15 protein-coding genes are annotated in these 13,888 nt (G+C 60.7%); 9 read left to right on the top strand and 6 right to left on the bottom strand.

The features are described 5' to 3' along the window. The first annotated feature begins 9 nt into the window (after positions 1-9). Positions 10-675: a bifunctional 4-hydroxy-2-oxoglutarate aldolase/2-dehydro-3-deoxy-phosphogluconate aldolase gene (locus ABVN20_RS07190; protein ID WP_368554860.1), complete on the top strand. Its 666-nt coding sequence runs from the start codon at positions 10-12 to the stop codon at positions 673-675. A gap of 204 nt (positions 676-879) precedes the next feature. Here ABVN20_RS07190 and ABVN20_RS07185 read toward each other — a convergent pair whose 3' ends face one another. Further along, a complete protein-coding gene (locus ABVN20_RS07185; RefSeq protein ID WP_368554859.1) occupies positions 880-2,061 on the bottom strand; it encodes an aminotransferase class V-fold PLP-dependent enzyme in 1,182 nt (393 codons plus the stop codon). A gap of 9 nt (positions 2,062-2,070) precedes the next feature. Beyond that, positions 2,071-2,307 (bottom strand): DUF3820 family protein, encoded by a 237-nt coding sequence (locus tag ABVN20_RS07180; RefSeq protein ID WP_368554857.1) that lies wholly within the window; start codon positions 2,305-2,307, stop codon positions 2,071-2,073. A gap of 202 nt (positions 2,308-2,509) precedes the next feature. Between ABVN20_RS07180 and ABVN20_RS07175 the strand changes: the two genes are divergently transcribed. Then, entirely contained in the window at positions 2,510-2,977 is a 468-nt protein-coding gene (locus tag ABVN20_RS07175) for a PA2169 family four-helix-bundle protein (RefSeq protein WP_368554856.1), read from the top strand. A gap of 139 nt (positions 2,978-3,116) precedes the next feature. Here the strand turns inward: ABVN20_RS07175 and ABVN20_RS07170 are convergent, their stop codons facing one another. Continuing rightward, positions 3,117-3,587 carry a MaoC family dehydratase gene (locus ABVN20_RS07170; RefSeq protein ID WP_368554854.1) on the bottom strand — a complete coding sequence of 157 codons (471 nt, stop codon included), beginning with the start codon at positions 3,585-3,587 and terminating at the stop codon, positions 3,117-3,119. Between the two features lie 38 nt (positions 3,588-3,625). Further along, on the bottom strand, positions 3,626-4,570 hold the full coding sequence (locus ABVN20_RS07165) for a lysophospholipase (RefSeq protein ID WP_368554853.1): 945 nt from the start codon (positions 4,568-4,570) through the stop codon (positions 3,626-3,628). A gap of 268 nt (positions 4,571-4,838) precedes the next feature. Here ABVN20_RS07165 and fadD2 point away from each other — a divergent pair, with 268 nt between their 5' ends. Continuing rightward, positions 4,839-6,527 carry a long-chain-fatty-acid--CoA ligase FadD2 gene (gene fadD2 / locus ABVN20_RS07160; protein ID WP_368554851.1) on the top strand — a complete coding sequence of 563 codons (1,689 nt, stop codon included), beginning with the start codon at positions 4,839-4,841 and terminating at the stop codon, positions 6,525-6,527. A gap of 488 nt (positions 6,528-7,015) precedes the next feature. Then, positions 7,016-8,716 (top strand): long-chain-fatty-acid--CoA ligase FadD1, encoded by a 1,701-nt coding sequence (fadD1, locus tag ABVN20_RS07155; protein WP_368554850.1) that lies wholly within the window; start codon positions 7,016-7,018, stop codon positions 8,714-8,716. A gap of 122 nt (positions 8,717-8,838) precedes the next feature. Here fadD1 and ABVN20_RS07150 read toward each other — a convergent pair whose 3' ends face one another. Then, entirely contained in the window at positions 8,839-9,216 is a 378-nt protein-coding gene (locus tag ABVN20_RS07150; RefSeq protein ID WP_368554848.1) for a hypothetical protein, read from the bottom strand. A 200-nt stretch (positions 9,217-9,416) separates the two neighbouring features. Between ABVN20_RS07150 and ABVN20_RS07145 the strand changes: the two genes are divergently transcribed. The 3 genes from ABVN20_RS07145 to def all read left to right on the top strand — a co-directional run bounded on the left by ABVN20_RS07145 (position 9,417) and on the right by def (position 11,263). Further along, positions 9,417-9,608 carry a CsbD family protein gene (locus tag ABVN20_RS07145; protein WP_075945392.1) on the top strand — a complete coding sequence of 64 codons (192 nt, stop codon included), beginning with the start codon at positions 9,417-9,419 and terminating at the stop codon, positions 9,606-9,608. Positions 9,609-9,770: 162 nt separating this feature from the next. Further along, positions 9,771-10,727 (top strand): YihY/virulence factor BrkB family protein, encoded by a 957-nt coding sequence (locus tag ABVN20_RS07140; protein WP_368554847.1) that lies wholly within the window; start codon positions 9,771-9,773, stop codon positions 10,725-10,727. Continuing rightward, a complete protein-coding gene (gene def, locus ABVN20_RS07135) occupies positions 10,724-11,263 on the top strand; it encodes a peptide deformylase (protein WP_368554845.1) in 540 nt (179 codons plus the stop codon). Before ABVN20_RS07140 ends, def begins: the two co-directional genes overlap by 4 nt. Positions 11,264-11,390: 127 nt before the next feature. On the opposite strand, the gene ABVN20_RS07130 is transcribed toward def, so the two are convergent. After that, positions 11,391-11,813 (bottom strand): GNAT family N-acetyltransferase, encoded by a 423-nt coding sequence (locus ABVN20_RS07130; protein ID WP_368554844.1) that lies wholly within the window; start codon positions 11,811-11,813, stop codon positions 11,391-11,393. 130 nt (positions 11,814-11,943) lie between these two features. Between ABVN20_RS07130 and ABVN20_RS07125 the strand changes: the two genes are divergently transcribed. Beyond that, complete coding sequence (locus ABVN20_RS07125) at positions 11,944-12,885, top strand: fatty acid desaturase (RefSeq protein ID WP_368554842.1); 942 nt, start codon at positions 11,944-11,946, stop codon at positions 12,883-12,885. A 31-nt stretch (positions 12,886-12,916) separates the two neighbouring features. Beyond that, positions 12,917-13,699 (top strand): phosphate/phosphite/phosphonate ABC transporter substrate-binding protein, encoded by a 783-nt coding sequence (locus ABVN20_RS07120; protein ID WP_368554841.1) that lies wholly within the window; start codon positions 12,917-12,919, stop codon positions 13,697-13,699. The last annotated feature ends 189 nt before the right edge of the window (positions 13,700-13,888 follow it).

Below are 13,888 nucleotides of genomic sequence, written 5' to 3'. Positions count from 1 at the left end.
ACAGCCGCTATGACAAACCCATCCCCGACCGTTTCCATGGCGGATAAAGTTGCCCTGATCGACAGCCTCGCCGCCAAGGCGCGGATCCTGCCGGTGATCACCATTGCCCGCGAACAGGACGTCCTGCCGCTGGCCGATGCCCTGGCCGCCGGTGGCCTGACCGCCCTGGAAGTGACCCTGCGTTCGCAGTTCGGCCTCAAGGCGATCCAGATCCTGCGCGAGCAGCGTCCGGAACTGGTCACCGGTGCCGGCACCGTGCTCGACCGCCAGATGCTGGCCGCTGCGGAAGCTGCTGGTTCGCAATTCATCGTCACCCCGGGCATCACCCGCGATCTGCTCGAAGCCAGCGTCGCCAGCCCGATCCCGCTGCTGCCAGGCATCAGCAATGCCTCGGGCATCATGGAAGGTTATGGCCTGGGTTATCGCCGCTTCAAACTGTTCCCGGCGGAAGTCAGCGGCGGCGTAGCAGCCATCAAGGCCCTGGGCGGCCCGTTCGGCGAAGTGAAGTTCTGCCCGACCGGCGGCGTAGGTCCGGCCAACATCAAGAGCTACATGGCATTGAAAAACGTCATGTGCGTGGGCGGTAGCTGGATGCTTGACCCTGAGTGGATCAAGAACGGCGACTGGGCCCGCATTCAGGAATGCACCGCCGAGGCGTTGGCGCTGCTGGACTGATTCATCCCGACACTTCGTTGTGTGTTCTACGGCTTTTCGGTGCGCTTGGTCGGCGCACCTTTTTTTTGCCCGAAAAATGACAACTGTGGGAGCGAGCCTGCTCGCGATAAATATCAAAAACACCGCGGGGTATCAGGTATCCCGCATTATCGCTGACGATTATCGCGAGCAGGCTCGCTCCCACAGAATCAGTGCGATTGAGCATCAACTCAGATCTTTCAACGCCCTCACCAACTGCTTCATATGCTCCGCCGTGGTGGTCAGCCCCGGCGTAATGCGGATGCATGGCCCACACGCCGCGCCGCTGCGCACCACGGTGAACAGGTTGTATTCCTCTAGCAGCCTTTGCACCATCACCTGCTGATCCGCCTGCGCGGTAAAGCGTAGCGAAGTGATGCCGCAATACAGTCGTGGATCATCCGGCGTCAGCACTTCGATGCCCGACAGTTCCCGTGCTGCGCGAACCCACAGATTGCGCAGGTAGTTGAGCCGTGTGCCTTTGGCCGCCGCGCCGCCCATGGCCTGATGTTCCTCGAACACCAGCGGCAGGGTCAGCAGCGCCGGGATGTTGGGGGTGCTGTAGGGCGTGCGGCCGAGAATGTCGGTGACCGGGAAATGCATCTCGCCCATGTCCGGGTCGATGTCGGCCAGGCGGTGCGGGGCAATGTAGAGGAAGCCCAGGGTCAGCGGCGCACCGAGCCACTTGTGCAGGTTGAAGCCGGCGAACTCGATGCCCAGCTCTGCCAGGTTGAAGTCGATCTGCCCCAGTGCGTGCGCGCCGTCGAGGATCACATCGACCCCCTGTTCGCGGGCGGCCGCGGCAATCGCCTGCACCGGCATGACCAGTCCGGTGCGATGGGTAACGTGGGTCAGGGCCATCAGTTTGAGCCGCGGATAACGGGCGAAGGCGTCTCGATACGCACCCAGCAAACTGTCGAAGCTGGCCGGGTGCGCATGCTCGATCTCGATCACTTCGACGCCCCGATGGCGCGCCAGCCAGCGCATCGCACCCTTGACCGTGTCGTACTCCAGATCACAGATCAGCACCTGGTCACCCGGTTGCAGGCGGTTGTAGTTGCGAATCAGCGATTGCAGGGCGTCCGACGCATTGCGGGTGAACGCGACGCTGTCCGCCGGCACGTCGATCAGCTCGGCGAGCTTGCCGCGAATCCGCGTGCCGTCGCTCTTCTCGAAACGCTGGCGCACATACACCGAGTTGCTGCGGTTGATCAGCTCGATGTTGTGTTGGTATTCCTCGACCACCGTGCGCGACATACGGCCGAAGTAACCGTTTTCCAGGTTGATCGGCCCGGACTCGACGGCGTAGCGGTCGGCGAAGGTTTGCCAGAACAGTTCATCACGGGCGCGGCGGGTGTTATCGGGCATGGGGAGGACTCAATGGCGAGGGGCGGGTTTACCGTGTTTGACGCGCAGCGGCTCGAGCAGATCCGCCAGGCCGTTGTGATCGACTTCATGCATCAGCGCCAGCAAGCCGCCCAGTTCGCCATGGGGAAAACCTTCACGGGCGAACCAGTTCAGGTACGGGCCTGGCAGGTCGGCGATGATGCGGCCCTTGTATTTTCCGAAGGGCATTTCGCGGGTAATCAACAGTTCGAGCTTTTCAGGATTCATCGTTCAGTTGTCACAATTGGGTCACCTGAAAATACAGGCATTCTGCATGCAGGCCAAATGACAGATCATGCAAAAAAAGCGGATACAGATTTCGCTGTAAATCATAACCAATTGAAAAATAAGAAATAAATAATCAATTCAAAGATGGCATGTCGACTGCAATGTCTATTGCAACTTTCATCAACCCGCGAGGAATTGAAAAATGACCGACATGAATAAAGAAGCGATCTCTGTACTCAACGACCTGATCGAAACCAGCAAGGACGGTCAGGAAGGGTTCAAGACCTGCGCTGAAGACATCAAACACCCAGAGCTCAAGTCGCTGTTCACCCAGCGTTCCGCTGACTGCGCCGCTGCCGCTTCCGAGCTGCAAGCCGCCGTTCGCTCGATGGGTGGCGATCCGGAAACCTCGACCAGCGTCAGCGGAGACCTGCACCGTCGCTGGGTCGACGTCAAAGCGATGTTCACCGGCAAGGATGAAGAAGCCGTGCTGAACGAAGCCGAGCGCGGTGAAGACCACGCCCTGAAGGCCTATCGCGAGGCGATCGAGAAGATCAACAAGCACAACCTGGTGGGCATTCGTGACCTGGTTGAACGCCAGTACCACGGCGTGCAACGCAATCACGATCAGGTCAAGGCGCTGCGCAACCAGGCGCGTGCTCGCTCGTAAGCTGTAGCTTCATCTCCCTACTGTGGGAGTCCCCTGTGGGAGCGGGCTTGCCCGCGAAGGCGGCATGTCAGTCACATCATCGGTGTCTGGCACGACGCTTTCGCGAGCAAGCCCGCTCCCACATTTTTTTTGCTTGCAATCAGCCAATGCTGATCGCTGGCAACGTCGGCAGGGTCACCGTCTGTTGTTTGCGCGGTGCGAGGATTTCCGCTTCACCGTCCACCACCAGCTCATCGCGCTGGTTGAACACGCGGGTGGCGATGCGCACGCGGAATTTCGGCAGCTTCTCGAGGATTTCCAGGCGCACGGTCAAGGTGTCGCCGATCTTCACCGGCTTCTGGAAGCTCATCTGCTGACCGATGTAGATGGTGCCAGGGCCAGGCAATTCGCAGGCCACCGCCGCGCTGATCAGGGCGCCGCTGAACATGCCGTGGGCGATGCGCTCCTTGAACATGGTGGCGGCGGCGAATTCGGCGTCCAGGTGCACCGGGTTGTGGTCACCGCTCATGGCGGCGAACAGTTGAATGTCACGCTCTTGGACCGTCTTGCTGTAGCTGGCGGTCTGCCCGACTTCGAGGGCTTCGTAAGGAGTGTTGGTCACCTGGGTCATCGGTTTGAATTCCTGTAGCAAATAAAAAAACGGAAAAACTATTCGGATCTGGGCGGACGTCGATGGCTCAGGGCCTGTGCGATCCAGCCCAGGACATCGGCCGTCACTTCATCGCGATTGCTTTCGTTGAACAGTTCGTGCCGGGCCTGCGGGTAGATCGTCAATTGCAGGTTCTGGCAGCCGGCGGCGCGCAGCGCATCGGCCAGATCAGTCAGACGCTTGCCTTCACTCACCGGATCACATTCGCCGCCAATCACCAGCAACGGCAGACCCGGATCGATCTGGGCGAGATTGGACGCTTTGCTGATCTGCTGCAAGCCGCCGAGCAGGTCGATCCACAATTGGTTGGTGCAGCGAAAGCCGCACAGCGGGTCGTCGGCGTACTGGTCGACTTCGGCCGGGTCGCGGCTGAGCCAGTCGAACGGCGTGCGCACCGGCTTGAATTTCTTGTTGAACGAGCCGAACGACAGCCACTCGATCAAGGCACTGCGGCCCGTGGCGCCCTGGCGCAGGCGTTCGAAGCGGGCGATCTGGCGTGCCGCGCGATACAGGGCCACCGGTTGGAAGTTCGAGCCGCTGAGCACCGCGCCATGCAGGCTGGCACTGTGATGCAGCAGGTAGGCCTGGGCGATGTAGCTGCCCATGCTGTGGCCGAGCAACACGATCGGCACGCCGGGATGCTGTTGGCCGATGTGCTGGTTGAGGCTGGCCAGGTCGCCCACCACCTTGCACCAGCCATCGTCGTCGGCGAAATGGCCGAGGGTGCCGTGTTCCGCGGTTTTGCCATGGCCACGCTGATCCGGGGCATACACCCCGTAGCCCTGATCGCAACAGGCTTGCGCCAGGCGGGCATAGCGGCCGCTGTGTTCGGCCATGCCGTGGGCCAGCAGAATCACGGCCGTGGGCGGCGTGGCCGGCAGCCACAGATTGACGAACAGGCGGCTGCGGTCACTCGCGGTCAGCCAGAAGGTGTCGTGGATCATGGCGATTCCTTTTGCATGCACGTACCGGGTATGGACTCGTTGGCGTGGGGCTCGTTGCATTGTATAGCGCATCCTTCGCCCGGCGTCCGATCAGCCCACACCATGGCACCAAGATTCATACGATCAATGTCGCCTGTTGCCATATTTGCCTGTTTGGCCATAGCTGCTAGTGTCCGTGAAGCTCCGCTTTTTGCTTTCTGTTTGAGGGAAACGAAAGCAAGGACACAAAAGCGGCCCCGGATAGGTTCAGGTAAAGAGGACAAGAACAATGCAACCTGATTTCTGGAATGACAAACGCCCGGCCGGCGTACCCCTGGACATCGACCAGGGTGCGTACAAGTCGGTGATCGAGGTGTTCGAGCGTTCCTGCAAGAAATTTGCGGACCGACCCGCCTTCAGCAACATGGGCGTGACCCTGACCTACGCTGAACTGGAACGCCAGAGCGCGGCGTTTGCCGGTTACCTGCAAACTCAAACTGATTTGCAACCGGGCGATCGCATCGCGGTGCAGATGCCCAACGTCCTGCAATACCCGATTGCCGTGTTCGGCGCGATGCGCGCCGGGTTGATCGTGGTCAACACCAACCCGTTGTACACCGCGCGGGAAATGCGCCATCAATTCAAGGACTCCGGTGCCCGGGCACTGGTGTACCTGAACATGTTCGGGCAGAAAGTCCAGGAGGTGCTGCCCGACACCGACCTGCAATACCTGATCGAAGCGAAGATGGGCGACATGATGCCCACCGCCAAGGGCTGGCTGGTCAACACGCTGGTGCGCAAGGTCAAGAAGATGGTCCCGGACTACTCCTTGCCCCAGGCCATTTCCTTCAAGAGCGCGTTGCGCATGGGCCGTGGCCAGGGCATCAAGCCTTTGAACGTCGGGCTCGACGACATCGCCGTGTTGCAATACACCGGCGGCACCACCGGCCTGGCCAAGGGTGCGATGCTGACCCACGGCAACCTCGTGGCGAACATGCAGCAGGCGCGCGGCTGCCTCGGGCAATATGGCAGCGACGGCCAGCCGCTGTTGCGCGAAGGCCAGGAAATCATGATCGCGCCGCTGCCGCTGTATCACATCTATGCCTTCACCGCGAACTGCATGTGCATGATGGTGACCGGCAACCACAACGTGTTGATCACCAACCCACGGGACATCGGCGGCTTCATCAAGGAGCTGAAGAACTGGCGGTTCTCCTGCCTGCTGGGGCTCAACACGCTGTTTGTCGCGCTGATGGACCATCCGGACTTCAAGACCCTGGACTTCTCCAGCCTCAAGCTCACCAACTCCGGCGGCACCGCGCTGGTCAAGGCCACCGCCGAGCGCTGGGAGCAAATGACCGGTTGCCGCATCACCGAAGGCTACGGCCTGACCGAAACCTCGCCGGTGGCCTGCACCAACCCCTATGGCGACAAGTCGCGGATCGGCACCGTCGGCCTGCCGGTGCCGGGCACCACGTTGAAAGTCATCAACGATGAGGGCGTCGAGCAGCCGTTGGGCGAGCGTGGCGAACTGTGCATCAAGGGCCCGCAGATCATGAAGGGCTACTGGCAGAAACCCGAAGCCACCGCCGAGGTGCTGGACGCCGAGGGCTGGTTCAAGTCCGGCGACATCGGAGTGATCGACCCGGACGGCTTCGTGCGCATCGTCGACCGCAAGAAAGACATGATCATCGTCTCGGGTTTCAACGTGTACCCCAACGAAATCGAAGACGTGGTCATGGCCCACCCGAAAGTCGCCAATTGCGCGGTCATCGGCGTGCCGGACGAGCGTTCAGGCGAAGCGGTGAAACTGTTCGTGGTGGCGCGTGAATCTGGGGTCAGCCTCGAAGAGCTGAAGACCTACTGCAAGGAAAACTTCACCGCGTACAAAGTGCCCAAGCACATCGTGTTGCGTGAGTCGCTGCCGATGACGCCGGTGGGCAAGATCCTGCGGCGGGAGTTGCGGGATATTGCCTAACCGTTGAATAGCACAGGCCCCCTGTAGGAGCGAGCATGTCGAGGCGTCGAACCGTCGCGATGGTGGCCCTGGCACCGCGGGGCATCAGACACCCCGCGTCATCGTTAACGTCCATCGCGAGCAAGCTCGCTCCTACAGGGGATCACCGCCATCCCTGTAGGAGCGAGCTTGCTCGCGATGCTTTTTTCAGCAACACCGCAGAACGCAAGGCCACCCACACAGAAATTCTTGTAGGACAAAGCCCCGATTTCCGCGGCCTCCAGCCGCATATAGAATTTTTGCTCTAAAATGACCGCTTGTTATTCTTGAGTCACGAAAGTGACTGTAGGGGCCACGTTTGGCCCTAGTCGGCCCTTGGCAAAGCTGATAATCTCGGCCCGCTTTGTGACCTCTCGGCCTTCAAAAAAAGCCCGGACTCACCCATACACCAATAATAATCGCATCAAAATGCGGTAATTGAATTTCGCGTTGCTGAGGAGTGGGCTTCCATGATCGAAGACTTCTGGAAGGATAAGTACCCTGCCGGGATTGCTGCCGACATCAATCCGGACGAGTACCCGAATATTCAGGCAGTGTTGAAGCAGTCCTGCCAACGCTTCGCCGACAAGCCGGCTTTCAGCAACCTGGGCAAGACAATCACCTACGGTGAACTGTACGAGCTGTCCGGTGCCTTTGCCGCTTATCTGCAACAGCATACCGATTTGCAGCCCGGCGATCGAATCGCCGTGCAATTGCCCAACGTTCTGCAGTACCCGGTCGCCGTGTTCGGTGCTATCCGCGCCGGGCTGATCGTGGTCAACACCAACCCGCTGTACACCGCGCGGGAAATGGAACACCAGTTCAACGACTCCGGCGCCAAGGCCCTGGTCTGCCTGGCCAACATGGCGCACCTGGCCGAGGCCGTCGTGCCCAAGACCGGCGTCAAGCACGTCATCGTCACCGAAGTGGCCGACCTGCTGCCACCGCTCAAGCGCCTGCTGATCAACAGCGTCATCAAGTACGTGAAGAAGATGGTCCCGGCGTACCACTTGCCCAAGGCCGTCAAGTTCAATGACGTGCTGAGCAAGGGCCAGGGCCAGCCGGTGGCGGAAGCCAACCCGGCCAGCGGCGACGTGGCGGTGCTGCAATACACCGGTGGCACCACCGGCGTGGCCAAGGGCGCGATGCTGACCCACCGCAACCTGGTAGCAAACATGCTGCAGTGCAAGGCGCTGATGGGCTCCAACCTCAATGAAGGTTGCGAGATCCTGATCACGCCGCTGCCGCTGTACCACATCTACGCCTTCACCTTTCATTGCATGGCGATGATGCTGATCGGCAACCACAACATCCTGATCAGCAACCCGCGCGACCTGCCGGCCATGGTCAAGGAACTGTCGAAGTGGAAGTTCAGCGGCTTCGTCGGCCTGAACACGCTGTTCGTGGCCCTGTGCAACAACGAAGGCTTCCGCAAGCTGGATTTCTCGGCGCTGAAGGTCACCCTGTCCGGCGGCATGGCCCTGCAACTGGCTGCGGCCGAGCGCTGGAAAGCGGTCACCGGTTGCGCCATCTGCGAAGGCTACGGCATGACCGAGACCAGCCCGGTGGCCACCGTCAACCCGATCCAGAACATCCAGATCGGCACCATCGGCATTCCGGTGCCTTCGACCCTGTGCAAAATCATCGACGATGCTGGCGTCGAGCGGCCGTTGGGCGAAATCGGCGAACTGTGCGTGAAAGGTCCGCAGGTGATGAAGGGCTACTGGCAGCGCCAGGAAGCCACCGACGAAATGCTCGACAGCGAAGGCTGGCTGAAAACCGGCGACATCGCGCTGATCCAGCCCGATGGCTACATGCGTATTGTCGATCGCAAGAAAGACATGATTCTGGTCTCCGGTTTCAACGTGTACCCCAATGAGCTGGAAGACGTGCTCGCGACCCTGCCGGGCGTGCTGCAATGCGCGGCCATCGGTGTGCCGGACGATAAGTCGGGCGAGGCGATCAAGATCTTCATCGTTGCCAAACCAGGCGTGACCCTGACCAAGGAGCAAGTGATGGAGCACATGCGCGCCAACGTCACCGGCTACAAGGTCCCGCGTTCGGTAGAGTTCCGCGATGCCTTGCCGACCACCAACGTCGGCAAGATCCTGCGCCGCGAACTGCGCGATGAAGAGCTGAAGAAGCTCAACGCGAAGAAAGCCACCGCGTAAAACAAAACGCCCCGCAGATGCGGGGCTTTTTGTTGATTGAAGCGAAAAACTCGCGAGCAGGCTCGCTCCCACAGGGTTACGCATTCTCCTGTGGGAGCGAGCCTGCTCGCGAGTTTTTGGGGTTACTGGCGGAACGCGGCGAAGTTGACGTTGGTCCCGTTCGGGCGCATGTCCTGCAAATAGGAATCCTTGTCCGCACTCAACTCAAGGCTCAGCGCCGCCTTGCGCTTGCCTTCGTTGCGTACCACCAGCCCTTCGAGCTTCTCGCGCAGGAACACCGTCGGCACTTTCAGGTGCAGCAGTTCGTCGGTGGCGGGGGTGTGCATCAGCAGGTGAATCCATTCGTACTGACCAATGGCCAGGCGCGACACCGGAATATCGAACCACCAGATGTTGCGGTTGCGGTTCAATTCGGTGAAGTGGCAGTTGTTGACGCCCAGCACGGCACCGCCAAGTTCCTGGTTTCTGCGGGCAATGGCCTGCTTTTTATCGAGTTTCATAACATTCCTACGGGGTTGGATCTTCAGCGCCATGGCCTGAGTACGTGGTGCATTCTCGGGGGTATGCCTGCAAACATAAAGCTCAACCTGCGCGCTGCGATGAAATGTCTTTGGGCAAAATAAATGAAACTTGGCGCAAACCCGCCCGGTCAATCCTTGTGTAAGCACTCAAGTGTTCAATTGTTCACAGGAGACACACCATGGGCAGCACTGGCGATAAAGTGAAAGGCATGGCCAACGAAGCCGTCGGCAACGTCAAGCAGGGCGTCGGCAAGGCCACCGGCAACGACAAAATGCGCGCCGAAGGCGTGGTGCAGGAAAAGAAAGGCGAAGCGCAGCAGGCGGTCGGCAAAGCCAAGGATGCGGTGAAAAAAGGCGTCGACAAGGCCTGATGCGGTCTTCGATGATCGAACGAAACGGCCATCCGCGGATGGCCGTTTTTGTGTCAGCGTTTATTTGCACGAGATCAAAATCGCCATTTAGGCTAATTTGATGTAGAAAACGGCCCCTGAGTCGCCACCACTTCCAGCGATTTGCGGCGAAAGGAGACGCTCATGATTTTCCCCGACATGAAAGGCTTGCCACTGCACCGGGTGATGGTGCGCACGGTCAAGGAATTCGTCGACGACGAAATGTCCACCTATGCCTCGGCATTGGCCTATCAAATGCTGTTTTCGCTGTTCCCGTTCATTCTGTTCCTGATCGCCCTGATCGGTTTTCTGCACCTGCCGGACTTCTTCTCCTGGCTGCGCCTGCAATCGGAACTGGTGCTGCCCCCCCAGGCCCTGGAGCAGGTCAACCCGGTGATCGACCAGTTGCAGCAGTCCAAGGGTGGCTTGCTCTCGATCGGTATCGTCATCGCGCTGTACACCGCGTCCGCCGGCGTGCGCCTGATGATGAGCGCGATGAACGCCGCCTACGACGTGGTGGAAGGGCGCCCGTTGTGGAAGCGTTTTCCGCTGTCGATCATCTACACCGTCGGCATCGCCGGCATGTTGCTGGTGGCCGCCGCGCTGATGGTGCTGGGGCCGCAGGTGATGGGCTGGATCGCCGCGCAGGTCGGCCTTGAGGATTTCATCGTCACGGTCTGGACCATCGCCCGTTGGCCGGTGATCGTGATCCTGATGATGATCGCCGTCGCGCTGACCTATTACGTGATGCCCGACGTGCGCCAGGAGTTTCGCTTCATTACCCCAGGCTCCGTGCTGGCGGTGGTGGTGTGGATCATCGCGTCGCTGGGGTTCGCGTTCTACGTCAAGACCTTCGCCAACTACAACGCCATGTATGGCAGTATCGGTGCGATCATCGTGCTGTTGCTGTACTTCTACATTTCCTCGGCGGTGCTGTTGCTGGGCGCGGAGATGAATGCGGTGATCGAACACATGTCCAGCGAAGGCAAGGACCCCGGCGAAAAAGTCCCCGGCGAACTCGACGAAACGCCCAAGCAACACGTTTCGGGACTGGGTCGGGATCACTCGATCAAACCCAACACTGACGAAGCCATCCCATGATCCGTGAAATCCTCAAGATGGGCGACGAGCGCCTGCTGCGTATCGCGCCACCGGTGCCCGCCGAGATGTTCGACAGCCCCGAGCTGTGGCAACTGATCGACGACATGTTCCAGACCATGGAAAGCGTCGGCGGGGTAGGGCTGGCGGCCCCGCAGATCGGTGTCGACCTGCAACTGGTGATCTTCGGTTTCGAGCACAGCGAGCGTTACCCGAATGCCGAGGCCGTGCCGCAGACCATCCTGATCAACCCGCTGATCACGCCGTTGAGTCCGTTGATGGAAGAGGGCTTCGAAGGCTGCCTGTCGGTGCCGGGCCTGCGCGGTGCGGTGGACCGCTATCAGCGCATTCGCTACGAAGGCGTCGACCCCAAGGGCGTGCCGATCGTGCGCATCGCCGAAGGTTTCCATGCGCGGGTGGTGCAGCACGAATGCGATCACCTGATCGGCCGGCTCTACCCGTCGCGGATCACCGATTTCAGCAAGTTCGGCTTCACCGAGGTGATGTTCCCGGACCTTGATCCGAATGCGGATGATTGATTCACCACCGACTCACCGCAATTCCCCTGTAGGAGCGAGCTTGCTCGCGATGCGGTGTGTCAGTCGCAATTGAGGCCGGCTGACATACCGCTATCGCGAGCAAGCTCGCTCCTACAGAAATAGGGGGTCACGGCAAGATCTGCGGCTCACGCCCCATCGCAATCATCGGCTTGCTACGCGCATACCGGCTCAACCGCTCGACCATCGCGTAAGGCATCTCTGGATCAAAGCTGAACCCGCACCCCTCATAAAACCCGCGCAAATCCGGATGGCAATACAGCCACACCGGCAGCTCCAGGCCCTGCACCGCCGCGTCGATCAACCCCGCCGCCACCCCTTGCCCGCGACACGCCGGGTCGACGAACAGCCCTGTCAGCCAATACCCGCCCGCCACCGGTCGCAAGCACAGCGCACCGACGATCTCCTCGCGGCGGGCGACCCACAGGCGCGCATCGCGCACCGCCTTCATCGACGACTGGTGGGCGCGGTAGAACTTGTTCATCAGCGGCCATAACGGCTCGTCGAGCAAGGTGTACTGGGTGTCAGGCATGGCGTGGATCTGTCGCGGGGCAAGGCGGGGGATTATAGAGAACACGGGCCTCGCGAGGTGGCACAAATAAACTGCAAGATTTTCCGCTGTCGTTGCACAGAGAGGGACAAGCCCTGATCCGAGCAACGCCATGCCCCATTACTTCGATAGCGCCCACCGAGAAGAAATCGAAACCCTGCGCCAGCGCCTCACCGCTCGTACCGAGTGGCCGACCTGGCTGCTGCTGATCGGCGTGTACGTTGGCTGGTTCAGCCTGGTGCTGGGCAGTGCCCGGTTGGGGGTGGGGTGGAGCACGCTGTTGCTGATCCCGCTGCTGGTGCTCTGGTTGTCGGTGCAGCACGAATTACTGCACGGCCACCCGACCCGCTGGACCGCGCTGAACAAGGTGCTGGGTTATGCGCCGTTCGCCGTCTGGTATCCGTACACCCTGTATCGCGACAGCCACCTGCTGCACCACCGCGACGAGGACCTGACGCTGCCCGGCATCGACCCGGAAAGCCGCTACCTGAGTGTCGGGCAGTGGCAGGGCAGTTCATGGTTCGAACGGAGCTTGCACTGGCTGAACAAGACCGTGCTCGGGCGCTTCCTGTTGGGGGCGCCGCTGGCCTTGCTGGCACTGGCGCGCGAGGAGCTGCAACGGCTGAAGAACGGTGAGCGCCAAGCCTGGTCGATGTGGCTCAGCCACGGTGCGCTGACCCTGTTGATGCTGCTGTTCATCGCCCGTTACAGCGTGTTGCCGGTTTGGCATTACCTGTTGCTGATCAGCGTGCCCGCGCTGTCGATTGCGATGATCCGCTCTTACTACGAGCACCGTCCCCATGCACAACCCGAACAGCGCACGGTGCTCAATGAGGCGGCCTGGCCGTGGCGCTGGCTGTTTCTGAACCTCAATTTCCACCTGGTGCACCACGACCTGCCGAGCCTGCCCTGGTACGACTTGCCGCGTGCCTACCAGGCCCGCCGCGAACAATGGCTGGCGCGCAGTGGCGGGTTCCTGGTGCGCGGTTATGGCCAACTATGGCGGGAGAATGGGATAAAGGCGATCGACAGCCCGAAACATCCATTTCACTGATGGCCGAGCCTTGGGCAGAGGAGGTTTTCTGGTGACCCAACAGATCGCCGAGTTATTGATGTACGTCGCGCCGCAGCCCATCCGTCAGGCCAACGAGCGTTGGCTGGCAAGGATCCTCGAACGCCTGGGCGTCACCCGCATGGATGCCGAGGGCTTGTCGCTGATGCAGCTGTGGTTATCGCCGCAGCTGCTGCTGACGCAAACCTGTGGTTACCCGCTGATGACAGCGCTGCGTGGCCGGGTGCGGGTGGTTGGTCGACCCCGCTATGAGTTGCCGCACGCCAGTGCCGGTAATCATTGCAGCCTGCTGTTGAGCCGTGCCGATGATTCACGCCGCAGCTTGCCCGAGTTCCTTGGCAGCCGTGGCGTGATCAACAGTGAAGACTCCAACAGCGGCATGAACCTGCTGCGCCATCGTCTGGCGCCGCTGCACCGCGAGGGGCAATTCTTTTCCACCGTCGGCATCAGCACAGGCCACCGCGAAAGCCTGCGCTGGCTGCGCGAAGGCCTGGCCGACCTTGCCGCCATCGACAGCGTGACCTTCGCTTACCTGGCGCGGCATGCCGAGGCGGAGGTGGCGGGGTTGCGGGTGGTGGAGTGCAGTGCGTTGAGCCCGACGTTGCCGTTTATCACCACGCAGACGGCCAGTGATGAGCAGGTGGAGAGGTTGCGCGCGGTGATGAACGAGACATTGCCCGAGGTGGCTGAGATCCTTGGTTTACGCGAGGTGTTGCCGGCTGGCGAGGGGGACTATCAGGTGATTCTTGATTATCAGCGGGAGGCGCAGGAGGCGGGGTATAGGTGGGTGCGGTGATTGGGATTTGTGGTGCCCGATCCATTGCTATCGCGGGCAAGCCCGCTTGTGTCTTGATCAGGGAATAAAATCAGAGGTGAGAGGGGTGGATGGCAAGCTGTGAGTCCGCGGTGCTTGAAGCACGTGTGGGAGCCGAGCTGCCATCCACCTTTCCACTCTGGCCCATAAGCCCGAACAGTTAGACGAGCG

This window comes from Pseudomonas sp. MYb118 (genome assembly GCF_040947875.1).
Classification (GTDB): domain Bacteria; phylum Pseudomonadota; class Gammaproteobacteria; order Pseudomonadales; family Pseudomonadaceae; genus Aquipseudomonas.
This window is presented reverse-complemented; position numbering and strand designations above follow the sequence as displayed.

What these genes read in the sequence shown, in the direction of transcription:
- ABVN20_RS07190 (WP_368554860.1), top strand. Translation starts at nt 10, where the DNA reads ATGACAAACCCATCCCCGACCGTTTCCATGGCGGATAAAGTTGCCCTG.
- ABVN20_RS07185 (WP_368554859.1), bottom strand. Translation starts at nt 2,061, where the DNA reads ATGCCCGATAACACCCGCCGCGCCCGTGATGAACTGTTCTGGCAAACC.
- ABVN20_RS07180 (WP_368554857.1), bottom strand. Translation starts at nt 2,307, where the DNA reads ATGAATCCTGAAAAGCTCGAACTGTTGATTACCCGCGAAATGCCCTTC.
- ABVN20_RS07175 (WP_368554856.1), top strand. Translation starts at nt 2,510, where the DNA reads ATGACCGACATGAATAAAGAAGCGATCTCTGTACTCAACGACCTGATC.
- ABVN20_RS07170 (WP_368554854.1), bottom strand. Translation starts at nt 3,587, where the DNA reads ATGACCCAGGTGACCAACACTCCTTACGAAGCCCTCGAAGTCGGGCAG.
- ABVN20_RS07165 (WP_368554853.1), bottom strand. Translation starts at nt 4,570, where the DNA reads ATGATCCACGACACCTTCTGGCTGACCGCGAGTGACCGCAGCCGCCTG.
- fadD2 (WP_368554851.1), top strand. Translation starts at nt 4,839, where the DNA reads ATGCAACCTGATTTCTGGAATGACAAACGCCCGGCCGGCGTACCCCTG.
- fadD1 (WP_368554850.1), top strand. Translation starts at nt 7,016, where the DNA reads ATGATCGAAGACTTCTGGAAGGATAAGTACCCTGCCGGGATTGCTGCC.
- ABVN20_RS07150 (WP_368554848.1), bottom strand. Translation starts at nt 9,216, where the DNA reads ATGAAACTCGATAAAAAGCAGGCCATTGCCCGCAGAAACCAGGAACTT.
- ABVN20_RS07145 (WP_075945392.1), top strand. Translation starts at nt 9,417, where the DNA reads ATGGGCAGCACTGGCGATAAAGTGAAAGGCATGGCCAACGAAGCCGTC.
- ABVN20_RS07140 (WP_368554847.1), top strand. Translation starts at nt 9,771, where the DNA reads ATGATTTTCCCCGACATGAAAGGCTTGCCACTGCACCGGGTGATGGTG.
- def (WP_368554845.1), top strand. Translation starts at nt 10,724, where the DNA reads ATGATCCGTGAAATCCTCAAGATGGGCGACGAGCGCCTGCTGCGTATC.
- ABVN20_RS07130 (WP_368554844.1), bottom strand. Translation starts at nt 11,813, where the DNA reads ATGCCTGACACCCAGTACACCTTGCTCGACGAGCCGTTATGGCCGCTG.
- ABVN20_RS07125 (WP_368554842.1), top strand. Translation starts at nt 11,944, where the DNA reads ATGCCCCATTACTTCGATAGCGCCCACCGAGAAGAAATCGAAACCCTG.